Origin of the sequence: Clostridium neuense (genome assembly GCF_045310695.1) — a bacterium.
GTDB lineage: Bacteria > Bacillota > Clostridia > Clostridiales > Clostridiaceae > Clostridium_S > Clostridium_S neuense.
In genome coordinates, this window is sequence record NZ_JBJIAA010000010.1 from 182,034 (window position 1) to 206,071 (window position 24,038).

Below are 24,038 nucleotides of genomic sequence, written 5' to 3' on the forward strand. Positions count from 1 at the left end.
ATGAAAAAAAATAGAATTATGATAGCGGCTGTTCTTGCAGGAATTATGGCTTTAAGCGTTGGATGTGGAGGAAGTTCATCAACTGCAAATAACAATAAAACTAAAAAAGATCCAAACGCTATTCAAATAACTGGAAATGTAAGGTCAAAGAATGTTGAAAGTATATCACTAGGTGTTCCTATGGATGTTTCTGTTGGAGTCTCAGATGTATTTGTAAAAGAGGGACAAGAGGTTAAAAAGGGCGATAAATTACTTGCACTTAATTTAAATGATTTTAATGCATATGTCAATAAGGAACAAAATCAAATAGATGTAGAAAATTTAAAGAAAGACAAAATAACTGATGATGATCAAAAAAAGTTAGAGCAAAAAACTATAGATGGTTTAACTGATGAACTTAATGCCACTAAAAATAAATTAAGCCAAAGTTATATAAGTGGAAACAACATAATATGCGATATGGATGATGCAGTTGTTACAAATATAGGATATTCAAAGGGTGATACTCTAAATTCTCAAGTTAAAATAGTAAAGCTCGAGGACTTAAAGAATATACAAGTTGTAGCAAAGGCACCTGAAGAAAATATAAATGATATAAAAGAAGGACAAAGCGTTACAATAACATCACAAGCATACTCTGGTAAATCCTACAAAGGAAAGGTAACATATGTTGGAAAGAGTGTTATTAGCAGTAGCAGTGCTAGTATAGGTTCGGATTCTAGTTCTGGTTCAGATGATGATTCTTATATACCTGTAGAAATATCTATAGATGATAATGACGGAAAGCTTTTACCAAATGCGTCTGTAGATCTAGAAATAAAGAGATAGCGAATGAGCAATGCTTCGTCACGTTAAAAAAATTCTATAAATCTAAAGTAAAAAAACATAAAATACTAAGATATTTCAATAACTCGCGGAAAAGATACTCAGACAATTGAAATATCTAAGCATTTTATGTTTTTTTGCTAAGATTTATTAGAATCTTTTTAAATCGTTCCTTCAGCATTGCTCATTCGCCCCTCCACGGAGGTGCAAGGAAAAAATTCCTCCGTTCCTACGGAATTTTAGGCGTGAATTTTTGTAGTCCATTTTACCACGAAAAATAATTTAATGTGCTTTGTTTAAACCTATATTAGAAGATTTTCGGTAATGTAATGGAGGAAAAGCAACCTTTACTGTTTACCGGAGGTAAATATTATAGAAAGTGCTTTTATTTAATTTAAGAAGGATAATGGGCTAAACGCCCAAACCACGTGTAGGTTTACTTTCGACGTGCGTTGCATCGTCAAAGCTTTCACTATTTGCTACCTTCGGTCAGCAAATTCTTTCGTTATGCGTTAGTTTGCAATCTTTAGAAATTATGATTTGACAATTTTTAGTACGACAGCCCCTTTTTTTAGATGCCATTAACTGTTTCTTCAGCATTATTCCTTAGCTCCCACGGTAGTTCAAGGAAAAATTTTAGTGCCTACGGAATTTAATGCAGAGTACAGAGAAGGTGGAGTTACTTTATGTCAACTGTAAAGTATGAAATAGGCTGTTTATATTTAGAAAATATTTGTAAAATATATTGTTTACATGATTATTCAATTAATGTATAATTATGTTTGTAAATCTAAAAAAAGGGAGATGGATTAAACAGTGAAAAAATCGAAAATTTTACTAAATCTTTTAGTGACAACTATTACTACTATATCATTAATTGCGGGAACAGCAGTTTCTGCATCGGCCCATACTTTGCAATATGGCTTTAGTGTGATTTCAGATACACATATAGGAATTAATGATAATTCTTCACACACCCAACAAGCTATGACAAACACAGCTAGGGCCTTAAATTGTATAAAAAATAATTTTCCCAATGATAAGTGTATAGTAATAAATGGAGATGTAGTTGACAATTATTATGACTCATCTTACTCTACACTAGCTAACATTGTAAACAATGCTAACAGTTCAGGAAAAAGACTTCCTTATATTTATTTTAATTTAGGTAACCATGAATTTAAAAAGCAAGGTACTTATTCTTCAGATCCAAGTGATTATAATTGGTGCATTAGCCAATTTGTAACTCAAACACGTGCAATCCAAGTTAAACTAAGTCCTGCATCGAATGTTTCATATTCATGCCGTGATACAGATAAAGCATATGATTTGCAGCATGTAAATAATACTCCGTTTTTTTTCTTGGGAACTGATAGCATAGACTGGGGAAGTACTAATGATTGTGCTTATCTTAACCCAGATTATCAATTAAATTATTTAGATAATCATATTGGCAGTGGATTATCTTTTGTATTTTGTCATCAACCACCATATAATACAGTTGATGGGTCAGATTCTTCAAATTGTATAACAAATACAGATGATCTTTCACAAGTATTAAACAGGCATCCTAAGGCTATAATGTTTACTGCGCATACCCACTTAAGCTTTGAAAACTCTTCTGATTATGGAAAATTAGGTGTATGTCCAATTTTTTCATCTCCTTCAATTTATGAAAACTCAGAAGGATATCATGTTAATGTATATGATGACTGTGTATATGTTCAAGGTATAAAATACTTATCCAATAATAACTATGCTACTGATGGAAATTGGTCTACAACTGTTAGTAGGTAGTATAATACTTAATTTTCACTGTAAAATTTTGCTTGTAGTGTATTAATATAAAGTACAAAGCAATTTGTTAATGAATTACACTTACCTATGTCAAAATCCAAGTTTATAATAAAAGAAGCAAGTGGCATTATTGTACTCACTTGCTTTTTTCATTATAAGATAAAGAAATAAAGTTAAACAAAATGCAACAAAATATAATAAAATGCAACAAGAAATTGACTTGTTCAAATGAAATCTGTTATAATCTTAGAATAGAAAAAGGTTGAAGGGATAAATTTAGATGGAAGAAAAATTTTATACAATTAATGAAGTTGCGGAGCTTTTGGATATGCATCATAAAACCATAAGAAAGTTTATAACAGAGGGCAGCCTCAAAGCAAATAAGCTTGGAAAGCAGTGGAGAATTTCTGAGCATGATTTAAATTCTTTTATGAAAGTAAATAGGAATGAGGATATAGATGAAAATCAAGGTTTAGACTTCTCTATAAGTGAACCACCATCAAATATAAAAAAGGCAAGAATAAATGTATCGACGGTTATAGACATTGAAGAAATAAATAAAGAGCAGTATATGAGAATATCAAACACACTTATAGCTATTATGAATTGCAAAGATGCTAAAATGAATAATTCAACAATTAATATGAAGTATTATGAGGAAGAAAATAAGTTAAGAGTATTGCTTTGGGGACAGATAAAATTTATTGAAGAAATGCTTAGTACGGTTTCTATGCTTGTAGAACCACAAACTAAAGATAAATGAAGGGGAATTAAGCTATGAATATTAAAAAAATAATAAAGGATAATATCTCAATTGCACTTATTGAAAGTGATGAGCTTGTTTTAACAGATGTTCAGTCTGCTTTAGATCTTATGGCAACTGTAAACTATGAAACAGGCTGCAATCGTATGGTTTTAAATAAGGCTGCTATATCGGAAGATTTTTTTAAACTTAGCACTCGTATTGCTGGTGAAATACTTCAAAAATTTATTAATTATCATGTTAAGTTTGCCATTATCGGGGACTTTTCTATGTATAACAGTAAGGCATTAAAAGATTTTATCTATGAAAGTAATAATGGGAAAGATATATTCTTTGTTTCTAATGAAGATGAGGCAATTGAAAAGCTTGTTCTGGATAAATAGAAAAACTAGTCTGCGTAAACTAAAAATGTGCATATGGTTGATAGATAAGCACATCTTTAGTTTGTATTTTTATGAATTACTTCAACAAGAGAGCTATATGCAAAAACTTTTAGCTTTTTTGTATTTTCTAATATAATGAAATGGATATCGCTTTTGTTAAAGTTATGATGTTTTAGTATTTTGCATGTTAAATTGTTTTTTGGATACATATAATTTTTTGCTATTGTCTGTTCCTGCATAAAATACCTCTGATGGATCTTTTATATGTTGACTGTTAAGCTGCGAAATTAACCAATTTTTATCTAGCCCTATATTTTTTAAATTTTCTTCTAGTATATTGCCATCAATTATTATATCATGCGTAAGCCCGGTACTTGTAGTATTTATATTCATGTCATTAGGAGTTAGTGGCTTTTCATTTGGCTTTGGTAATACAGATAATTCACCATCTGTTTCCATTATGGCAAATTCTACATTGGCTATATTAAATATATTTTTTTCTCTTAGTTTCATCATCAATTCGCTGATTGTAATTCTATTGCTTTTCATATTTGTTTCTACTATATTTCCATTATCAATTAGAATGTCTGGCGTTGAATTAATTATTTTTCTTAGTTTAAAGCTTTTGATGTGCATATAACCAGTTGCAATCACTAAAACAGATAAAATAATAAAGGACACTATAGCAGATACAGATGTAAATGTCTGGCCAACAATTGAATTTGCGATTATTGAACCCATAGAAACACCTATAACAAAATCAAAAAATGTCATTTGTGATATAAGTTTTTTTCCCATTAGCCTAGCTAAAAACATTGCTATAATGTAAACTACTACACTCCTAATGGCTGTATTAAGCAAAGTATTTGCCATATGTTTTAGTTTCCCCTTTCATAGTGATTAAAAATATTAAAATTATTATTCCACAAAGAATATAAATTAATTTATAATTATATTATATTTTGTAAATTAGGTTATGATAAGCATTACGAAAAACTATAATTTAATGAACAATAGTAAATTAAAATATGGACATCAATTTATAAATAATAGTTCGGAGATATTACAGATACTTGATATAGTCACTCGTGAAAAAGATGATATTAACAATTTAAATCTGACATAAAAAAGCAAGCATAGATATTTTTACCTATGCTTACAGTGCAAGAAAATTATATGAGTTTTTTATTTGCTTGTTTTATTTAGAGCCTCCCATAAACCATTTAAATATGCTACTCCAAGAGCTCTGTCATACAAACCATAGCCTGGTCTTGCTTTTTCACCCCATAACATTCTTCCGTGGTCAGGTCTTATATAGCCTTCAAAGCCTATATCGTGATATGCTTTCATTATTTCAAACATATCAAAATCTCCGTCGCTTGAAAGGTGAGATACTTCATGGAAATGTCTTTCACCTACAAATTTTATGTTTCTGACATGTCCAAAATGAATTCTTCCCATGGCACCAAAGTGTCTTATGATTTCGGGAATATTGTTCTTTCTTTCACAGCCAAGTGCACCACTGCAGAGGCAAAGTCCGTTGTATGGACTGTCCACAAGTTTAACTATTCTATCTAAGTTTTCTTTTGAATGTACTATTCTAGGAAGCCCAAATATTCCCCAAGCTGGATCATCTGGGTGAACTGCCATTTTAACATCGTATTTTTCGCAAGTTGGTATTATTCCTTCAAGGAAATACTTGTAGTTTTCAAATAACTTTTCTTCGTCTACATCTTTATAAAGTTCAACAACTCTTTTTAATTCCTTAAGTCTTTCAGGTTCCCAACCAGGAAGTGTAAAGCCGTTAGAATTTTTTGTTGTATCTTCCACTAATTTTACTGGGTCCATTCCCTTTAATTTAGCATCATCATAATCCATAGCTTCAGAGCCATCAGGAAGCTTCATTGCAAGGTCTGTTCTAAGCCAATCAAATACAGGCATGAAGTTATAACATATAACCTTTACTCCAGCTTTCGATAAGTTTTTGATTGTTTCTTTATAGTTTTCTATATATTTATCTCTTGAAGGCAAGCCAAGCTTTATGTCTTCATGTACATTTACACTCTCTATAACTTCAAGTTCTAATCCGTGAGCTTCTATATTTTTTTTGTACTCCATTATTCTATCAAGTGGCCATAATTCTCCTGCTGGAATATCTGATAAGAAGCCTACAACTCCTGTGACTCCTGGTATCTGACGTATTTGATCAAGTGTAACGCTGTCATCATTTTCACCAAACCATCTAAATGTCATTTTCATAAAAAACCATCTCCTTTTATGTTATTTCAAGTATTTTTCAAGTGTATTTTTTACTGCTTTTGGTCCTGCAATCATTTCTTCAAAGTAGTTTTCAACTTTTTCACCGAGACCTATTTCATAAAGATCTAAGCCAAAAATAGATTTATTTGAAAGTATAGGTTTTAAGGAACCTTTGACGTATTTCTTGCCTAGTTCTACTTCTGACAAGTAATCTTTTAAAGTTCCTAAAAGTGGGTCGGAACTAATTTCAAATTTTTTACCTTCGTCGTCTACGGAAAGAAGATATCTGCACCAGCCGGCAATAACAAGTGGTATATATTTAAGTGATGTTACATCTAAATCTGATCTTTTTACATATTCTTTAATTGTCTCTCCAAATCTTATGCCAACCTTTTGAGATGTATCTGTGGCAATCCTCTGAGGAGTGTCGGGAATAAATGGATTTGGAAGTCTTACTTCTATAACTTCTTTTATGAAATCCTTAGGGTTAAGTATCTTAGGGTCTGTAACTACAGGCATACCCTCTTCATAACCTATTTTGTTTACAAGTTTTGATATACATTCATCTTTCATCTCGTCTGCAATAAGAGTATATCCAAGTATACATCCGAAAACTGCCATAGATGTGTGAAGAGGATTAAGGCATGTACAAACCTTCATTCTTTCGACTCTTTCAACGGTTTCTCTATTTGTGAAGTATACTCCAGCATCTTCAAGAGCGGGTCTGCCATTTGGAAAACTATCTTCAATAACTAGATATTGAGGTCCTTCGGCATTTACAAAAGGTGCTATATAAGTGTGCTTACTTGTTATAATAGGAGATAAATTAGTAAGACCAAGTTTAGTTAATTTTTCTTCTACAATTTCAGAAGGTCTTGGAGTAATTTTGTCTATCATGCTCCAAGGAAAGGCTACTTTAGTAGTATCGTTTATGTAGTCAACAAATTCTTCTTCAACAAGCTTGTTTTCAGCCCATTTAGTTGCGATTGTATTTATTGAAGCATATAATTTTTCACCATTGTGAGAGCAGTTATCCATACTAACTACTGCAAGAGGAAGTTTTCCAGCTTTAAATCTAGTGTATAAAAGAGAAGTGACCTTTGACATAACGTTACTTGGATTAGCTGGTCCATTTTTTATATCCTGTGCTACTTCAGCTGAAAAATCTCCAGATAAGCTCTTTAAGTTATAACCCTTTTCAGTTATAGTAAAGCTGATCATTTTAAGTGAAGGATTTTTAAATATTGAGTTTAATCTATTCCAGTTTTCTTTTCTTTCAGTGTCTGCTGCGATGCTTTCACCTATACTTGCAATTACTGAATTTTTCAAGCTTCCGTCTGGTTTCATAATTACCTGCAAGCTTAAGTTATCAAAAGGTGTATATATTTTGTCTATAATTTCATAGTCATAAGTTTCAACAGCAACAATTCCTGACTTTTCTTTTCCTGAATTTAAAAGTGCTTGCTCTAGTGCAGCTATAAAACCCCTAAAGATATTACCTGAACCAAAATGTACCCAAGTTGGATTTGCTTTAGTTTCTTCAACCATTTTTTTGTAACAGAATTTTGGAAGTTCAATATTTGCATTTTCCCATGCCTCTTTGTTTTTAATACCTTCACTACTTAAATTTAACATAGTAATTAATACCTCCTTATTAATTAAATTTTTAGGTAAACAATTTCATTAAAAATAAAGATCAATTGTAGTTACATACTGATGTATAGTTAAAAACATAGTATATAAATTGAAGTTGTGTTAAAATTAAAGTGATTATTATTTATTGAAAGAGATGTATGTTGTATTTAAATACTCTTGCAGGAGCATTTAAAAAACATCTCTTTTAAGCCAATCAATGTGAGCTTTTATAAATTGATAGAAGTCTTAAAGTAGTAAGTATTTGCATAAGTTTTATTATTTAAAATACTTAGGATAAGTTTGTCTAATCTTCTTTAAGTTATAATTAATCATGGTTAGATGATTTTTCATAATTTCATCTGCAATGTCAGGTTTTTTATTTTTTATTGAGTTGATTAAAATTATGTGCTGAGAAGTAATATCGTCAACTTTTAAATTAGAAGTTAAAGTTAGCATACGAATACGCTGAAAATCCATTTCAACCTGACAAATAGTGTTCCAGGTTTTTAATTTGTTACAGCCTTCAAAAATCGTTTTATGGAATTCTTCATCAGCTTTAAAGGCTTCTACATAATCCTTTTTCTTTATGCATAGCTGCTGAATCCTTACATTCATTTCAAGAGATATTAGTTTCTCTTCAGGGAAATCTGTTGTGCAAGCTAGCTTAATTATGGCTCTCTCCATATGTTCTCTCAAAAATCTTGCTTCTTCTACTTGAGAAAGATCAATTAATGAAACAAAAGTACCTTTTTGCGGATATATATCTAAAAGACCTTCTTGAGAAAGGAGTAAAAATGCCTCTCTAACAGGAGTTCTGCTTACGTTATATTTTTCTGAAATTCCCTTTTCCGAAATACTTAAACCTGGTTCAAGACGCAATTGTATAATATCTTCCTTTAAAAGTCCATATAATTTTTTACCTGTTAAATTCCTACCTATTTCAATAGCCATGATGATTTCCCTCCCTTATTATGATAGTACCATACTTGTATGGTAGTTATGATTTTATTATAGCATATGTTTTTTTAGATTCAATATTAAAGTAAAATAATTTTGAAAACATAGTAATAGTACTCATTATAAATTATGTTATAATATCAATTAAAAGGAATAAAGTAATAAGAATGTTTGGTGGAATATAATGGTTGAATTGAGACAGTTCATTATTTCAGATATAGATTTCATATTAAGCAACTGGTCAGCTACAGAGCGTATAAAAGGATGCCGCTTTCCAGATAATATAAATCAGTTAACTAAAATTATAAGGGAGTGGACTACCAAAAGCTATCAAGGCAAGTATTTTGAACAATTTGCAATAGTAAATAATGAATGTATTGTTGGCATGATTTCCTTGTACGAAGTCAATGGAAGTTCTGTAAGTGTTGGTGTTATTATCGACAAAAAATATTACAGGAGGGGTTATGCCGAGAAAGCATTAAATTTAATTAAAGAAGTTGCTAAAGATAAGGGATATAAGCAATTGGTATCTACCTGCAGAACCAATAATTATGCAAGTATAAAATTACACGAAAGATGTAAGTTTTATAATCAAGGAAAATCTATAAATAAAAAGGGAAATGAAATATATAGCTGGGACTATGAGTTATAGATAGATAACTTGGAACTTGAAAGTTTAAGATTCTAAGTTTATCCTGAAAGACTAGGACTTAAATTAGAGTACAGTGAAGGATGATTTTTCTCTGCTATCGCTTCGAAAAATCTTAAACTTAATGCTTCAGCGTGGGGGCATAGTATCCAGTATAGCTTATACTATTAAGCTTTGAGATTTATCTAAGAGAAGTAAAAGGTAAATATTCATTCACGCTACCCTTACCTTGTTTCAAATTCTAATTTGTTTAAATAATGTACTATAAAGATTCTCACCTAAAATTCCGTAGGCACGGAGGAATTTTTTCCTTATACCACCGTGGGAGCAAAGGAACAATGCTGAAGGAACAGTTTAAAAAAAGCCTAATAAATTTTGATGAAAAAATCATAAAATACTTAGAGATTTCAATCTGTTTGAGCATTTTCTCAGCGAGTTATTGAAATATCTTAGTATTCTATGATTTTTTTATCTTAGATTTACAGGCTCTTCTTAATGTGACGAAGCATTGTTCCTTCGCATTTTTATTTGTTATGTGATAACTTTGAGCGTTTTGTAAATTTACTTCCATTTGAATGAGAGCCTTCCTTTACTCCGTTTTCTATTCCTATAGTTGCACCGTCTTTAGGAAACATTTTTCTAAGTTCTGCATCTGATTTTGGTCTGTCCTTCATTCTACTTTTATTATTATCCATAGTAAGTTAAGCCTCCTAATTAGTTTATTTGTATTGTGTGTACATAAAATAAAAAATATTCATATAATTTGAGGATAAAGTGAAATTTGTGTATAAGTATGGATTTTTCATGATAAAATAAGATATTGGTTTACAATAACACGCATATGTTGTATAAATTAGATATAAAATTGTCAACATATAGTGGTGTTGATAATGTGGATAAGTTATGCACAATTTTTTTGTAAATTAAACTGTAAAAACAGTGGATTTGAGGATAAATGTTGAGGAAATCCACAGTTATCCACAACAAGCTGTGGTTAAGTAGGTCAAAAAGTGGATAACTTATATTTAGAGGTGGGGAAAGTATATGATTATAAAAGAAAAAATAGTAAAAGCAGAATTTATAAAAAGACCAAATAGATTTCAAGCTTATATAAAATTAAATGGTGAAGAGAGTATGGTTCATGTGCCCAATACAGGAAGGTGCAGAGAAATATTGATAGAAGGATGCACAGTTATATTAAGAGAAGGCAATAATGATAAAAGAAAAACAAAGTATGATTTAATAGCTGCATATAAAGGAGATAAACTTATAAACATAGATTCACAAATTCCTAATAAAGTTGTTTATGAGGCTCTTATAAATAAGAAAGTATTGGGATTAGAGAAATACAATATTGTAATGAGAGAAAAAACCTTTGGAAATAGCAGGTTTGATTTTAAACTAATGAATTCTAATGATGAAATATATTATTTAGAAGTAAAAGGTGTTACTCTTGAGGATAAGGGCAAAGCTAAATTTCCAGATGCTCCTACAGAAAGAGGAACTAAGCATTTAAATGAACTTGTTGAAGCTAAACGAAAGGGATATGGGGCTGGAGTGCTATTTTTGATGCAGATGGATAATATACATGAATTTATGCCTCATGATGATATGGACAAAAATTTTGGAGAAGCACTTAGAAATGCTTATAAAAATGGAGTAGATGTTATGGCATATGAATGTTTACTTGGAGAGGATTATATAACTTTAAATAAAAGTGTTAAAGTTAAATTATAGAAGGTTGTTTAAAAGATGTTCGTAATATATAATTTATATATACATTTACAGGCTTAAATTTGGCTTATGCACAATGTGCAGTATAGGGGAGGAAGTTTAATAATGAAATATAAATATTGTCCTATATGCGGAAAAAAACTAGAGGAAAAGTATAGCTGGGATGAAGGTGGCGTTCCATATTGCAGCGTTGATAACATAATGTTTTTTGATACTCCTAAACCATGTATTATTGCAGCCGTCATAAAGGATGATAAAGTGTTACTGTTAAAGCAGAATTATACCTTTAAAAATTCAAAGGTACTTTTATCGGGTTATGTAGCTAATAATGAAACTGTTGAAGAAACGGTACTTAGAGAAATAAAAGAAGAAACAGGTATTATAGCAAAAGAGCCTAAGTATCTTGGAAGCTATTACCTTGCATCAAAAGAAATAATAATGCTTACATTCATTGTTAAATATGTTAGTGGTGAAATAGTTAAATCGGGTGAAGTTGACGGAGCAGAGTTTGTGAATTTAAAGGATGCACTAAGTGAAATGAAGGAAGATAAAATAGGCAGCGAGGTTGTAAAAAAAGTACTTGAGGAGATTGGAGCTAAATTATAGGCATTACATAAAAGTTTAAAATTAATAAAAAGTTTTTGACGACATTTAAATCAGATTAAAGAATAGAGTGAAAGATGATTTGCTACTACGGAAAATTTTAAAACTTATGTTGTGCCAATTTTTTAAAATTGCGTTGCTTAGCTATGCTAAGCTTTATTTTTTGTTATTAAAGATTTTTTGTAGTAGAACGTAGAAAAATCTACATCCACTCTACTCTTTACTACCTGTTTTTAATTTGTATAGATTACTTGCAAAACGAAAGTAATTCTAATTTTAACCTTTCATTTACTAAAAGGTTTGTTGACAATATCCAACGTTGGTGATACTATAAATATATCCAATACAGGATATGTGAGGTGACAAGTTTGATACGAGCATTAATTTTGTACTATTTGAATGTTAAACCAACACATGGGTATGAAATTCAAAAATACTTGCAAGTGTCTGGTGCAGATAAATGGACTAAAATTCAATCAGGCTCTATTTATTATGCTTTAGCAAAGCTAGAAAAAGAAAATTGCGTTGAGGTTTTAAGAGAAGAAAAAACAGGTGCACGTATTCGTAAAATATATAAAATTACAGAGCTTGGAAAAAAGGAGCTGCAGCGAGATATACAAGGAGAAATGCAAAAGCTTATTATTCCCGTAGGCTCAGATAAATTTTTGCTTCATAATATTTTAGATGTGCTTCCTAAAGAAACGTTGCAGAACAGTTTGGAGAAGCATTTGAAGTATTTGAAAGAACAAAAGGCATACTGGGAAAAATGGAGAACTGCTAAGGAAATTGAAACTGATAAGGGCCTATATATTGAAAAAATTGAGTTTGATATGACAATTAATAGCTTAGACTACCAAATATTATGGCATCAGGAAATACTAAGTAATATTGATAAATACATAAGTGTTGGAACTGAAACAAGGCGTGTAATAAAGTCTGTTGATTTTTCTGATGTAGAGGATGATTTTTCTGAAGCATCTGAAAGAACAAGTGCATTATTAGAGATACAAAAGCTAAGAAATGAAATTATAAGTAATCCTGATAAGGCAGTTGAAAATATAGATAAAATAATTTCAAAGCTTCAAAATAAATAAAGATAAAAGGCAGAGTACAAAGGACAATCACTGTCCTCTGTACTCTAAGTTGATATCCAACGTTGTATATTTAATGTTGTACATATAATTATATTAGGAGGAGATAAAAATGGAAAATGTTTTACTTAAAATTAAAAATATAAATAAGCAGTATGGGGATAAGAAAGTTGTTTCTGGTGAAAGCTTCGATGTATTAGAGGGCGATATTTTAGGATTTATTGGACCTAATGGAGCTGGTAAGAGTACTTCAATAAACATGATGACAACTATTCTTTCACCAGATAGCGGTGAGATTTACTTTCAAGGCAAGGAAATTGAAAAACAAGAAAATGTATATAAAAGAGCATTAGGTGTTGTTCCACAGGATTTAGCAATATATGAAGATTTAAATGCTTATGATAATGTCAAATTTTTTTGCTCACTATACAATTTTAAAGGCCAAGAATTGAAGCAAAAGGTAAAGGAGGCCTTGGAGTTTGTTGGGCTCTGGGATAGAAGAAAGGAATTGCCATCAAAGTTTTCTGGTGGAATGAAGCGTCGTTTAAATATTGCCTGTGCAATTGCTCATAATCCTAAATTACTAATAATGGATGAACCTACAGTGGGTATTGATCCACAATCAAGAAATAATATTTTAGAGACAATAAAAACTTTAAATAAAAGGGGGACTACTGTTATTTACACCAGTCATTACATGGAAGAAATTGATACTTTGTGCAACAGAATTGTTTTAATTGATAAGGGGACTATACTAGAAGATTTAGATAAAGAAGCTTATAAAAATAAGTACAAAAACCTTGGCTGTAAGACGCTAGAAGATATTTTCTTAAAGCTTACAGGAACAGATTTAAGGGATATGGAGGGTTAAAATGGAACACTTTTTTTCTTTATTGAATATTGGAATTAGGCGAAGGAGCAAAGACTTTTTTATTTTGTTTTATAACATTGTTTTTCCAGCAGTAATAATTATGCTTTTAGGATATTTAACATCAAAATCATATGGAACAAGTTTTACCTCGTACCATTATTATACCATTGTTATGATTCCATTTTGTGAGCTTATGGGAGTAACAAGCATTGCCTATGCTGCGCAGGATGAACGGATACATCACACTGCATATCGATATATGGCAGCACCTATTACAAGAACAGAATTGGTGCTCTCAAAATTTTTCTCTTGCGCGATTATGCTTTCAATATGCGATATAGTAGTTTTAGCAATAGCAAAATTAATGTTTCACATACCGTTTAATGGCAAAGTCACATTTATTATTCTTCTATTTATTAGTGAAACAGTTATAGTAACAGGAATTGGACTTTTCTTAGGTTTGGCCTGCAAAAATTTTGCTGCCATTCAAAACTTTTTAAACCTTCCTATTACCATATTTGGATTTTTAGGTGGAGCATTTTTTCCTATTGGTTCTACTAACTCGTTTATTTCTTTCATAATTGATTTATCGCCACTTACATGGGTTAACCGAGGCATTGTAGCTTGCATATACGAAAACAATACGCATATTTTAATCATTACATCAATTGTATTTATGTTAGTAGGCAGTATTATTACAATGCTCGCAGTTAAATTTTTTAAAAGGGAGGCGTTCATATAATGAGCTTTATGATTATCGTTAAAAACAATTTTAAAAGAAGTTTAAACAAAAGAAACACTTTCATGGTTAATCTTCTATTACCTATTATTGTGGTTGTTTTAGGAATACTAATTAATAGCATTATGAAGCCATCTTTTACAATTGGGGTGTTAAATTCTCAAAATAATAGTGCGGCTAAAAATGCAATGCAGGCTTTAAGGGATACAAAAGGGGTTAATGTAGCTGAAGCTGATCCTAGAAATATAAAGTTAGATACGATAACAGGTAAATATTCTGCTGTTGTACAATTTAATGGTAATACATTTAAGATTTATTCTGTAAAAGATAATAATACTATAATAGGGTTGCAGCATTTAATAAGAGGTTATATGATTAATCCTAAGCCGATAAATATAGAAACTATTGAAAATTATTCAATGGATTTTGCAAAAAGAACAGTTGCCTTTATTGTTCTGTTTTTAATGATAACGTCCACTGTAAATGCATCGCTAATTATTAAGGATAAAGCTAATGGTACGTTTAAAAGATATAGGTATTCAATGCAAAATTCTGGCACGTATATAGCAGGAAATATGATTTATAATTTTGCTATAACTTATTTTCAATTTTTTATTTCAGTTTCTATGATAGCTATATTAAGGATTAATATACACATTCATTATAGTGATTTTTTATTAATGGGAATATGGGTAGCTGCACTTGCAACAGCATTTGGAACATGTATAGCAACCATATTTAATAGCGAAATGTATGCAAATTTATTTTCGGCGTGCATTGCACTAGTACTATCACTTATAGGAGGAACCTTTATACCCTTTGAGAAAATGCCATCAGCGCTGCAGCAGGCTAGCGTAATTAGCCCACTTAGATGGTTTATTGATGTCACAAGTTTTATGGAAAAGGGAGCTAACTGGTTTTCAAATACAAAGGGCATTGAAGTTTTAACAGCTATGATTTTTATATTGTTTTTGCTTTCTATTATAAGGAATTTAAAGAGCAAAGCGGAGTAAGGGGAAATTATATGTCATATGAGAAATGCAAAGAAGAATATATACGAAGAATTCATAAAGTGCAGGACTATATTGAAAATCATTTAGATCAATATTTGTCCATAGAGGAGCTTTCTAATGCTGCTGGATTTTCCAAATATCATTTCAGCCGTATTTTTCAGAGTATACTTCATGAGCCGTTAGCACATTATGTAAACCGAATTCGAATGGAGAGGGCGCTTTTTCTGCTGGCACACCGGACAGATAAAAATATGACAGACATTGCTTACGCACTTGGACTTTCGGATTCAGCCGTATTTTCACGGGCATTTAAGAATTATTATGGTGTTAGTCCAAGAGAATACCGGAAGGAATATAGCAAGAATTGCAAAGATTCTTTTCTATTGTCTGAGTATAATAAGAACACAGCAAAGAAAGAATGGGCAGGTAATCCGTTTCCTGTGACTGGGCAGATTACCATAGAGAACATAGAGGAGAAGCAGGTTGCTTATGTAAGACATACAGGTACTTATGATTCATTAGCGAAAAAGTATGCTGGTATGGTGCAGAACTTATTTGCTTATGCAAAGAATCAGCACTTTCTTGTAGAAGGACAGAACTGGATTCTTGCAATATATCATGACAATCCGGAATTTGGAGAGGAGAGTCAGTTTCGTACTAGCCTGTGCCTGACGGTTCCAAAGAATATAACAGTTAAGGAAGATGGAGTCCTTGGTAGAATGAAGTTAGAAGGCGGACTGTACGCTGTGGGACATTTTGAGCTTCAGCAGGAGCAGTTCAGTGATGCCTGGAATTATATGTACAGGGAATGGCTTATGGGCAGTGGTTACATTCCTAGAGATTCCTATCCATTTGAAGTATACCTTAACAATCCAGATGACAACGAGAGTCATATCATTAAAGTGGACATTTACGTTCCAATTGAGTCCATTCATTTCTAGTATGCTGAAAACTTTATAGATAGACAACTTGAAAGTTTGAAATGACTGACACCAAATTTATTTTACAAAACTAGGATTTTACTTAGAGTACAGAGTACAGTGAAGGATGATTTTTCTCCGCCATCACTTCGAAAAATCTTAAACTTAATGCTGACGCCAATTTTTAAAAATTGCCTATTTTTCTCGCTTAGCAAAGCTAAGCATCCTTAATTGACAATTGTCCTCTGTCCATTGTCAACTGATTAAGACATGCAAAATATTACTTGTAAAGTTTTAACATCGGCTATTTTAAACTTTCGGCTTGTTTATCTATAGTAGGGGTGAGTATATGAAAGAAATAAAGCTTCATGGAGCACGAATTCATAATCTAAAAAATATTAATCTAACGATTCCTAAGCGTCAATTGGTGGTCATTACAGGCATCAGTGGTTCTGGAAAATCTAGTCTTGCATTTGATATCTTGTTTGAAGAAGGTAAGAACCAGTATCTACGGTCAATTGGTATTTTGGCTGGACTGGATAATGAGGATCGGTTTGATGAGATAGAGGGAATTGGACCAACGGTTGCGGTACACCAAAATACCACAAGGCAGAGCAATCCACGTTCTACAGTTGGCACAAAGACTGGAATTTTAAATCAGCTAGCTCTTATATATGCTAGTGATGGAAAAGCTTTAGATGAGTATAAGAAACCTCTTTCCCCAAGTTCATTTCTTTATACGACAGCTGATGGCATGTGTATTAGCTGCAAGGGAAGAGGTTCTTATTATGATATTAATCTTAAGCAGTTGATCCCGGATAAATTAACAACACTATTAGAGGTTTATGAGAGCCTTAAGGTAACCAGTGGTTTCTTACGGCTTCTAAAGAATAAATATGGTATGCACTTTGATACTTCCTTCTGGGAGCTTCCAGAAGATATTCAAGACGAAGTGGTTTATGGAACATACGACAATGGGAAACAAAGCTATTGTTTGGAACGGATACTAAGAAATGCTCATGAAAAAGGTGAGGATGTGGAGGAAGTTTATGTGAAAACTATCTGTCCAGACTGCCGTGGGGAAAGAGTAGGCGATGATGCGAGAGAAGTCTTTTTTTATGGAAAGGGGATTGGACAGCTAGGACAGATGACATTAGCAGAGCTTCTTGATTATCTGGATGAAATACCTGGAGAAGAACTTTCTCAGTTTACTAAGAATGTAATAAAAAATGTGAAGCAGAAATTAAAACAGCTGATCAAGTTTCGCTTAGGGCATTTAACTCTTTACCGGGAGATGTCATCCTTAAGTGGCGGAGAGGTACAGCGCATCTTTCTTCATTTGCATCTGGAGTCAAAACTGGATTCTCTTATTTATGTATTTGATGAACCTATGGCAGGATTACATCCATCTGAGAAGCAAAGCATGATTGAAGCAGTAAAGGAATTAAGAAATCTTGGTAATACAGTGATCGTAGTGGAGCATGATAAAGAGATGATTAGTCAGGCAGATCATATAGTAGAGATTGGTCCTAAAGCAGGCATAGAAGGTGGAATAGTGGTCTATCAAGGGGATTATAAGGGCTATGTAGAAGCAGACACACTGCTTAGCAAGTATCTTTTTGGTAAACGTACTATGCCAGAACGTAAGGTAAGGATAGATATATTTGATAATAAGGATTGCATAATACTAAAGCATGCTAATGTTCACTACTTAAAGGATCTTACAGTATCGTTTCCACTTCATGCTATGGTTGGAATTGCAGGATTATCTGGGAGCGGAAAGAGTTCTTTGATAGAGGACACGTTATTGAAACGCCTTGCCAGTGCCAGAAAATATGGTCATGCGTACGGTATAACTGGTGTAGAACGGATAAGCAGTTTTGCCAAGATATCGCAGGAACCCATTGGTAAAAGTGCTAGTTCTACACCTGCCTCTTATATAGGAATCTGGGATAAAATCCGTGAGCTTTTTTCAAAACAAGAAGAGGCAAAATTAAGAAATATGGATGCTGGATATTTTTCCTTTCATTCAAAAGGTGCGTGCCCGGACTGTGGAGGAAGTGGCTATGAAAGAATATTTCTGACCTCAGATTTTTCTGTTGATAAACTTTGCCCCATGTGCCATGGTAAGAGGTTTCAGGAAGAGAGCCTCTTAGTGAAATATAAAGGAAAAACCATTACGGATGTGTTAGAGATGAGTATTTCACAAGCTGTTTTCTTTTTGGCAGACCAAGCCAGCATTGCAAAACCGCTGCGTATATTAGAGCAGATGGGTATGGGGTATTTAACACTTGGTCAGCCCACTTCTTCATTGAGTGGAGGTGAGGCGCAGAGAGTCAAGCTTGCCAAAGAACTAGGGAAGCAGCGAGGTGGTAATATGCTTTATGTGCTGGATGAGCCAACAGCCGGACTTAGCCTATATGATACAGCTTTGCTGCTAAAACTATTAGATAAACTGGTTATAGGCGGCAATTCAGTGATTATTATTGAACACAATATAGACGTCTTAAAAAACTGTGATTATATTATTGAGCTTGGTCCGGAAGGCGGAGATATGGGCGGTGAGGTAATTGCGAAAGGGACACCAAAGCAGCTTATAGCTAGTCCAAATTCGAAGACAGGGAGGTATCTTACATGCTATTAAAAACGAAGCTGGAAAAGATAATAAATAGCAGTTATGGTAATATTGGAGGAATGATAGTACTAAAGGATGGTAAAACACTATATGAAAACTACTTTAAAGAAAGCAGTGCTGCTAGCACTTTCCATGTTTTTTCAGTGACCAAAAGTATTATTTCCATATTGATCGGCATTGCCATAGACAAAGGATATATTAAAAGTATCAACCAAAAGGCATTAGATTTTTTTCCTGATTATTCAGTTAAAAGAGGAGAAAAAACGATACAGAAGGTTACTCTTAAGGATATGCTTACAATGACAGCTCCATATAAGTATAAGTCAGAACCCTATACGGAATATTTTGCAAGTGATAACTGGGTAAACAGTGCACTTGATTTATTAGGAGGCAAAGGAAAAATAGGAGAATTTAGATATACCCCTCTCATAGGACCGGATATTTTGTCTGGTATTCTTGTAAAAGCAACTGGACAATCTGTGCTTAATTTTGCAACAAAATATTTATTTTCACCACTTAACATTCATGTGGAAGGCAATATAGTTTTTCGTAACGAGGAGGAACAACTTGCCTGGTATAAAGAAAAAAATGTAAAAGGCTGGGTTGCTGACAGGGCTGGAGTAAATGCAGCTGGCTGGGGTCTTAATTTGACGCCTGCAGATATGGCAAAGATAGGTCAATTATGCTTGAATGAAGGAATATGGGATGGCAAACAAATTATTTCGCCAGCATGGATAAATGAGAGTACAAAGGAACACAGCAGATGTAACCAGTGGAAGCTGTCGTATGGTTATCTGTGGTGGATTATTGACGATAAAGAACATGCTTATGCGGCTATGGGAGATGGCGGAAATGTGATTTATGTCAATGCAAAGAAAAAAATGATAGTAGCCATCGCTTCTTTTTTTGTGCCAAAAGCTAAAGACAGGTTAAAACTTATTAAGAAGTATATTGAACCAGCATTTGAAGATTGCGAAGGAACAATGCTTCGTCACATTAAAAAAAATCTATAAATCTAAGGTGAAAAAATCACAAAATCCTAAGATATTTCAATAACTCGCTGGGAAAATGCTCGAACAGATTGAAATATCTAAGTATTTTGTAATTTTTTTACCAAGATTTATTAGAATTTTTTTAAACTGTTCCTTCAGCATTGCTCCTTTGCTCCCTCGGTAGTACAAGGAAAAAATTCCTCCGTGCCTACGGAATTTTAAGCGTGAATCTTTGTAAACAATTAAATTTTTATACTATATATTGCCATTAATCTCCATTGACTAACCATGCTTACAGTGCATTTTCCGCAGAGAAGTGGAGAAAAAGTTTTCTTTTTATTTTTTAAAATTATCTATATCATTTTTAGTTAGCTCGTACAAGCTATAGCGAGCTTTATGATATATTTTAGTGATGTTTTTTATATCATCGCCGGTTAAATTTAAGATTTTATTCTCTAATTCTTTTGCTGTTAAGGAATCCTTTATTACTAAGCCTTTTTTGTTGTAATGCTTAATTAATTTTTTATAGTGTTTTCTAAGTTTTTCTTTATTTGATAAGTTGAAATTAAATTTTGGAACTATATTTGATATATCCTTTTTAAAATCTTCATTTAAAAATGTGGTTTCTGTTGTTGCATCCTGCTGATTTTCTATCTTTGCATTAACAAGAAATTTTATTATTTTAGACATAATGAGTGATATTATAAATGCTAATATTAAAAATAAGATTAGATAAACATACTTATTTAAAAAGCTATTGTTTCTATACGTACTATTTTCTTGAGCTTGTTTATTACTTTTATTCATATATGGATTTTGAAGCTTTTTAAAAATATTTTCATTGCTTTCTTGGTTTAAACCCGGAGTGTTATTTGTTGAAAATATATTAGCTAAGGAGTTTACTAAAGCTTGGTCGCCAATTGAACTTATGGGACTTGTTATGGATAGCGTAAAGCACATAAAAACTAAGAATGCAAAAAGCATAGATATAAGCATTTTTTTTGAGCTTAAGCTTATTGGTCTATTAGAGTTAGTTCCAGTTTCTGAATTTATTAATAACTCATATTTGCTTCGGCTAGAATAAAACAAAAATACCAATGAAAGTATCACAGCATAAAATAAAGTTAAATACCTTGAAGTTAGATTCTTTAATGCATATGAGCCTACTAAATTAAGTGATAATAAAACTTCACCTAAAACAAAAAAGGATGCACTGTAAAAAGTAAAATTTATTTTATAGAACTTTCTTATTGAGTTTATTAGTGCTAATACGGAATATATGCAATATAAAAATCTTTCGTAATATGGAAATGGAATCAAAATAAATATGCAGGATAAAACTAGGGTTAAGCTCATTGCCACAGCATGTTTTGACACCTTTATTCTGATTAAATTTATGAGTATAACATAGGCTATTAAAGCTATTTCATGGATAAATATAAAACTATTTTTATGGAATATTCCTAAAATGCTTAGCATTACAGGATAAAATATTAAAAATAGCATTAAGTTTTCCAAGATCTGAAAAGAAGCTTTTTTAGGCGATTTATTAAACTTTCCTAAGTCAGATATTTTGTAACTATCTATTGTATTCATCGCTATTAGTTACCTCCCAAACATAAGTTTTAATCTTTGAACTTAACGGATTAGTTACAGGTGATTCCTTAACGAGTATTAAATCTACATCTACATTAAATTTCTTTAGAGTCATAAGCTCATTTATGAAAGCTTCGCTATAGTGATGAGAAATAACAATGCATAAGGAATTCGTATTTTCTTCAACTTTAAAGTCCTTTAGCATATTAGAAAAACTAAGTTTTTGATTTTCAAGATTTATGCATGCTAGGTTTTTGTAGATTAGGTCAAGCCCAGCTTTTCCATTTTTATAGGATATGCTAATCGGTTTTTGAGATAAATCATTGATGCCATTTGAATACAAGGAAACGGGGATATTTTTATAAGCACATTTTGCAGCCATCGATGCAGCAATTCTTATGGATTCTTCAATTTCAGTTTCTGATTCCCAAGATATATATTTTGTAGTATCAAGTAAAATTATAATTTCCATAGAAGAGGAAGAGTTAAACTCATTTACTTTTAAAGTACCTGTTCTCACAGACGCGGACCAATTAACGGTTTTCATAGAATCGTAGGGAGTATAATCTCGAATTCCTTTTAACATAAAAGGATCATAAAGTAAGTGCTTTTTTGTTTCTAATTCGCCTATAATGCTATGAAATTTCAGGTCAAAGTTTATTCCAAGTAAAAGCTTAGGATATACGTATAAAAATTTCTCATCATCTGTGTGAAGCAAGTACTTGTAAAGTATGAATATGTCACTTATAGTTAAAGTGAAATTATTTAAGGAATAATAACCTCTTTTTAATGCTTTTACATTTAGACTCCTTACAACTTTTTGATAAGGCAAAATGGAGAAGGAATCCTTTTTATAAAATTCATTGTCTAGAGAAGCTACTTTCATGTTATCAAACTTTAAATTTCTTGAAACTAGGAATTGAATCTCCAGCCATAGTGCGGGCAGGAACTTTTTGTTTGATATTATTTCCTTCAAAATCACACTTTCGTTTTCAAATACTTCAGACTTACTTAATTCTAACTTGAAGTCTAAATTCCTAAAGCAGTATTTTGTATAAAGTTTAACTTCATAAATTATAAGTATACATACTAGCACTAAAACCCAAATGATTTCCATACTATTTCATACTCCAATCTTCGGTAGGTACTTTTATTTTATCTAGTATGTTATTTATAACGGAAAATCCCGAAACACCTCTTATGCTTAAGGTATCCTTTAATATTATTCTATGGTTAAGTACGTATGGACATAAATATTTTGCATCCTCTGGTATAACGTAATTTCTTCCTTGTATGGCAGCATAGGCTTGGCAGCATTTTAAAAGAGAAAGAGCACCTCTTGGACTAACCCCCATAAGAATATCTTCGTTATTTCTTGTATCCTCAATAATATTTAGAATGTAGCTTTGAATTTCATCATGGACATATACTTTTTTATACTCATTTTTAGCAGCTAATATTTCTTTAATGTTGCAAACTGCTTCGATTTTTTCAAGAGGATTATCCATAATAAATCTTTTAAATAGTTGTTTGCTTTCCTCTAAGGTTGGATATCCCATATTTATTTTCATCATAAATCTATCAAGCTGAGCCTCTGGCAGTGGAAAAGTTCCTTGATTTTCAATTGGGTTTTCTGTAGCTATTACGAAAAAAGGTTCATCCAATGCATATGTATGTCCATCAACAGAAATTTGATGCTCTTCCATGGCTTCTAGGAGGCTGGATTGAGTTCTTGGTGTTGCTCTGTTTATTTCATCTGCAAGTAAGATATTTGTAAATATAGGCCCTTTTCTAAAGGTAAATTCCTTTTCCTTTTGATTGTAATAATTTATTCCTATGAGATCTGAAGGGAGTAAATCTGGTGTGAATTGTATTCTTTTAAAATTTACATCAATAGATTTTGCAAGGGATTTTGCAAGTACTGTCTTTCCTGTCCCTGGAACATCTTCTATAAGAACATGCCCACCTGCTATTATTGATGTGATTAGTAAATCGATTACATTTGACTTGCCAATTATTACTTTTTGTATATTAGTGTTTATAGTTTTTGCTGTTGCTTCTATAATGGTATTATCCAATTTTAACACGTCCCTTTGTGATTTTATTAAATATATTATAGTATAATATGGTTGCGCAAAGATTAGGAGCTATATACAAATATTTAATCTTAAATTTATAATAATTGGCAAAGATTATACAGTTAGCTTATTATGAAGCGTGTTATAGAAGAATAAGATTTGAATATTCCTGCACGCATAAGGCATTTTTCTGGTGCAGATTTATTTTATACCTTGTATTGCCATGAAAGTGAAGTAACAGTACTTTGAAATTATTTAATATTCAAGGTACTGTTACTTAATATATTCATATCGGCTAAACTTCTAGATTAGTGAAAGCACTAAAATATGATTCGGGAATCACGTGGGCTTGCGCCCAAACCCCTTAGATGATAAATAAGACTAATATTTAGTTCAAGAAGGATAATGGGCTAAAGCCCAAACAATGTCATCAACTTAAGAAAAAAATTTGGATTTTATAAAAATCCAAATTTTTTTTATTTTTAAATATATTTTTAT

The 24,038-nt window shown here is 31.8% G+C and carries 22 protein-coding genes; 14 read left to right on the forward strand and 8 right to left on the reverse strand.

The annotated features are described in order from the left end of the window. The 4 genes from ACJDT4_RS13575 to ACJDT4_RS13590 all read left to right on the forward strand — a co-directional run bounded on the left by ACJDT4_RS13575 (position 1) and on the right by ACJDT4_RS13590 (position 3,768). Positions 1–828: an efflux RND transporter periplasmic adaptor subunit gene (locus ACJDT4_RS13575; RefSeq protein WP_406788108.1), complete on the forward strand. Its 828-nt coding sequence runs from the start codon at positions 1–3 to the stop codon at positions 826–828. A gap of 813 nt (positions 829–1,641) precedes the next feature. Next, entirely contained in the window at positions 1,642–2,622 is a 981-nt protein-coding gene (locus tag ACJDT4_RS13580; RefSeq protein WP_406788109.1) for a metallophosphoesterase family protein, read from the forward strand. 280 nt (positions 2,623–2,902) lie between these two features. Further along, on the forward strand, positions 2,903–3,385 hold the full coding sequence (locus ACJDT4_RS13585) for a helix-turn-helix domain-containing protein (RefSeq protein ID WP_406788110.1): 483 nt from the start codon (positions 2,903–2,905) through the stop codon (positions 3,383–3,385). A 14-nt stretch (positions 3,386–3,399) separates the two neighbouring features. Continuing rightward, complete coding sequence (locus ACJDT4_RS13590; protein ID WP_406788111.1) at positions 3,400–3,768, forward strand: DUF4180 domain-containing protein; 369 nt, start codon at positions 3,400–3,402, stop codon at positions 3,766–3,768. A 162-nt stretch (positions 3,769–3,930) separates the two neighbouring features. Here ACJDT4_RS13590 and ACJDT4_RS13595 read toward each other — a convergent pair whose 3' ends face one another. The 4 genes from ACJDT4_RS13595 to ACJDT4_RS13610 all read right to left on the reverse strand — a co-directional run bounded on the left by ACJDT4_RS13595 (position 3,931) and on the right by ACJDT4_RS13610 (position 8,613). Further along, positions 3,931–4,641, reverse strand: coding sequence for a YetF domain-containing protein (locus ACJDT4_RS13595; RefSeq protein ID WP_406788112.1), 711 nt, complete (start codon positions 4,639–4,641; stop codon positions 3,931–3,933). A gap of 312 nt (positions 4,642–4,953) precedes the next feature. After that, complete coding sequence (gene uxuA, locus ACJDT4_RS13600) at positions 4,954–6,027, reverse strand: mannonate dehydratase (RefSeq protein ID WP_406788113.1); 1,074 nt, start codon at positions 6,025–6,027, stop codon at positions 4,954–4,956. A gap of 21 nt (positions 6,028–6,048) precedes the next feature. Continuing rightward, positions 6,049–7,662: a mannitol dehydrogenase family protein gene (locus tag ACJDT4_RS13605; protein ID WP_406788114.1), complete on the reverse strand. Its 1,614-nt coding sequence runs from the start codon at positions 7,660–7,662 to the stop codon at positions 6,049–6,051. A gap of 276 nt (positions 7,663–7,938) precedes the next feature. Next, positions 7,939–8,613, reverse strand: coding sequence for a GntR family transcriptional regulator (locus tag ACJDT4_RS13610; RefSeq protein ID WP_406788115.1), 675 nt, complete (start codon positions 8,611–8,613; stop codon positions 7,939–7,941). A gap of 190 nt (positions 8,614–8,803) precedes the next feature. Here ACJDT4_RS13610 and ACJDT4_RS13615 point away from each other — a divergent pair, with 190 nt between their 5' ends. Then, positions 8,804–9,271: a GNAT family N-acetyltransferase gene (locus ACJDT4_RS13615; protein WP_406788116.1), complete on the forward strand. Its 468-nt coding sequence runs from the start codon at positions 8,804–8,806 to the stop codon at positions 9,269–9,271. A 521-nt stretch (positions 9,272–9,792) separates the two neighbouring features. On the opposite strand, the gene ACJDT4_RS13620 is transcribed toward ACJDT4_RS13615, so the two are convergent. After that, positions 9,793–9,963 carry a hypothetical protein gene (locus ACJDT4_RS13620; protein WP_406788117.1) on the reverse strand — a complete coding sequence of 57 codons (171 nt, stop codon included), beginning with the start codon at positions 9,961–9,963 and terminating at the stop codon, positions 9,793–9,795. A 349-nt stretch (positions 9,964–10,312) separates the two neighbouring features. Between ACJDT4_RS13620 and sfsA the strand changes: the two genes are divergently transcribed. The 9 genes from sfsA to ACJDT4_RS13665 all read left to right on the forward strand — a co-directional run bounded on the left by sfsA (position 10,313) and on the right by ACJDT4_RS13665 (position 19,887). Then, a complete protein-coding gene (sfsA, locus tag ACJDT4_RS13625; protein ID WP_406788118.1) occupies positions 10,313–11,005 on the forward strand; it encodes a DNA/RNA nuclease SfsA in 693 nt (230 codons plus the stop codon). A 102-nt stretch (positions 11,006–11,107) separates the two neighbouring features. Continuing rightward, entirely contained in the window at positions 11,108–11,608 is a 501-nt protein-coding gene (locus tag ACJDT4_RS13630) for an NUDIX domain-containing protein (RefSeq protein WP_406788119.1), read from the forward strand. A gap of 365 nt (positions 11,609–11,973) precedes the next feature. Further along, complete coding sequence (locus tag ACJDT4_RS13635; RefSeq protein ID WP_406788120.1) at positions 11,974–12,699, forward strand: PadR family transcriptional regulator; 726 nt, start codon at positions 11,974–11,976, stop codon at positions 12,697–12,699. A 109-nt stretch (positions 12,700–12,808) separates the two neighbouring features. Beyond that, positions 12,809–13,567, forward strand: coding sequence for an ABC transporter ATP-binding protein (locus ACJDT4_RS13640; protein WP_406788121.1), 759 nt, complete (start codon positions 12,809–12,811; stop codon positions 13,565–13,567). 1 nt (position 13,568) lies between these two features. Then, positions 13,569–14,309 carry an ABC transporter permease gene (locus ACJDT4_RS13645; protein WP_406788122.1) on the forward strand — a complete coding sequence of 247 codons (741 nt, stop codon included), beginning with the start codon at positions 13,569–13,571 and terminating at the stop codon, positions 14,307–14,309. Beyond that, positions 14,309–15,319 carry an ABC transporter permease gene (locus ACJDT4_RS13650; RefSeq protein WP_406788123.1) on the forward strand — a complete coding sequence of 337 codons (1,011 nt, stop codon included), beginning with the start codon at positions 14,309–14,311 and terminating at the stop codon, positions 15,317–15,319. The genes ACJDT4_RS13645 and ACJDT4_RS13650 overlap by 1 nt, the downstream gene beginning before the upstream one ends. An 11-nt stretch (positions 15,320–15,330) precedes the next feature. Next, positions 15,331–16,260, forward strand: coding sequence for an AraC family transcriptional regulator (locus ACJDT4_RS13655; protein ID WP_406788124.1), 930 nt, complete (start codon positions 15,331–15,333; stop codon positions 16,258–16,260). 328 nt (positions 16,261–16,588) lie between these two features. Further along, positions 16,589–18,883, forward strand: a complete 2,295-nt coding sequence (locus tag ACJDT4_RS13660) for an excinuclease ABC subunit UvrA (RefSeq protein ID WP_406788125.1) — start codon at positions 16,589–16,591, stop codon at positions 18,881–18,883. Continuing rightward, positions 18,874–19,887 carry a serine hydrolase domain-containing protein gene (locus ACJDT4_RS13665; RefSeq protein WP_406788126.1) on the forward strand — a complete coding sequence of 338 codons (1,014 nt, stop codon included), beginning with the start codon at positions 18,874–18,876 and terminating at the stop codon, positions 19,885–19,887. The genes ACJDT4_RS13660 and ACJDT4_RS13665 overlap by 10 nt, the downstream gene beginning before the upstream one ends. A gap of 315 nt (positions 19,888–20,202) precedes the next feature. Here ACJDT4_RS13665 and ACJDT4_RS13670 read toward each other — a convergent pair whose 3' ends face one another. The 3 genes from ACJDT4_RS13670 to ACJDT4_RS13680 are packed head-to-tail and all read right to left on the reverse strand — an operon-like array spanning position 20,203 to position 23,540. Further along, positions 20,203–21,462, reverse strand: coding sequence for a hypothetical protein (locus ACJDT4_RS13670; protein ID WP_406788127.1), 1,260 nt, complete (start codon positions 21,460–21,462; stop codon positions 20,203–20,205). Further along, positions 21,446–22,579 (reverse strand): DUF58 domain-containing protein, encoded by a 1,134-nt coding sequence (locus tag ACJDT4_RS13675; protein ID WP_406788128.1) that lies wholly within the window; start codon positions 22,577–22,579, stop codon positions 21,446–21,448. The genes ACJDT4_RS13670 and ACJDT4_RS13675 overlap by 17 nt, the downstream gene beginning before the upstream one ends. A gap of 1 nt (position 22,580) precedes the next feature. After that, complete coding sequence (locus ACJDT4_RS13680; RefSeq protein ID WP_406788129.1) at positions 22,581–23,540, reverse strand: AAA family ATPase; 960 nt, start codon at positions 23,538–23,540, stop codon at positions 22,581–22,583. Positions 23,541–24,038 lie beyond the last annotated feature (498 nt).

Excerpts from the sequence above, each read along its gene's own strand:
- ACJDT4_RS13575 (WP_406788108.1), top strand. The coding sequence starts at position 1 with ATGAAAAAAAATAGAATTATGATAGCGGCTGTTCTTGCAGGAATTATG.
- ACJDT4_RS13585 (WP_406788110.1), top strand. The coding sequence starts at position 2,903 with ATGGAAGAAAAATTTTATACAATTAATGAAGTTGCGGAGCTTTTGGAT.
- ACJDT4_RS13590 (WP_406788111.1), top strand. The coding sequence starts at position 3,400 with ATGAATATTAAAAAAATAATAAAGGATAATATCTCAATTGCACTTATT.
- ACJDT4_RS13595 (WP_406788112.1), bottom strand. The coding sequence starts at position 4,641 with ATGGCAAATACTTTGCTTAATACAGCCATTAGGAGTGTAGTAGTTTAC.
- uxuA (WP_406788113.1), bottom strand. The coding sequence starts at position 6,027 with ATGAAAATGACATTTAGATGGTTTGGTGAAAATGATGACAGCGTTACA.
- ACJDT4_RS13605 (WP_406788114.1), bottom strand. The coding sequence starts at position 7,662 with ATGTTAAATTTAAGTAGTGAAGGTATTAAAAACAAAGAGGCATGGGAA.
- ACJDT4_RS13610 (WP_406788115.1), bottom strand. The coding sequence starts at position 8,613 with ATGGCTATTGAAATAGGTAGGAATTTAACAGGTAAAAAATTATATGGA.
- ACJDT4_RS13615 (WP_406788116.1), top strand. The coding sequence starts at position 8,804 with ATGGTTGAATTGAGACAGTTCATTATTTCAGATATAGATTTCATATTA.
- ACJDT4_RS13620 (WP_406788117.1), bottom strand. The coding sequence starts at position 9,963 with ATGGATAATAATAAAAGTAGAATGAAGGACAGACCAAAATCAGATGCA.
- sfsA (WP_406788118.1), top strand. The coding sequence starts at position 10,313 with ATGATTATAAAAGAAAAAATAGTAAAAGCAGAATTTATAAAAAGACCA.
- ACJDT4_RS13630 (WP_406788119.1), top strand. The coding sequence starts at position 11,108 with ATGAAATATAAATATTGTCCTATATGCGGAAAAAAACTAGAGGAAAAG.
- ACJDT4_RS13640 (WP_406788121.1), top strand. The coding sequence starts at position 12,809 with ATGGAAAATGTTTTACTTAAAATTAAAAATATAAATAAGCAGTATGGG.
- ACJDT4_RS13645 (WP_406788122.1), top strand. The coding sequence starts at position 13,569 with ATGGAACACTTTTTTTCTTTATTGAATATTGGAATTAGGCGAAGGAGC.
- ACJDT4_RS13650 (WP_406788123.1), top strand. The coding sequence starts at position 14,309 with ATGAGCTTTATGATTATCGTTAAAAACAATTTTAAAAGAAGTTTAAAC.
- ACJDT4_RS13655 (WP_406788124.1), top strand. The coding sequence starts at position 15,331 with ATGTCATATGAGAAATGCAAAGAAGAATATATACGAAGAATTCATAAA.
- ACJDT4_RS13660 (WP_406788125.1), top strand. The coding sequence starts at position 16,589 with ATGAAAGAAATAAAGCTTCATGGAGCACGAATTCATAATCTAAAAAAT.
- ACJDT4_RS13665 (WP_406788126.1), top strand. The coding sequence starts at position 18,874 with ATGCTATTAAAAACGAAGCTGGAAAAGATAATAAATAGCAGTTATGGT.
- ACJDT4_RS13670 (WP_406788127.1), bottom strand. The coding sequence starts at position 21,462 with ATGAATACAATAGATAGTTACAAAATATCTGACTTAGGAAAGTTTAAT.
- ACJDT4_RS13675 (WP_406788128.1), bottom strand. The coding sequence starts at position 22,579 with ATGGAAATCATTTGGGTTTTAGTGCTAGTATGTATACTTATAATTTAT.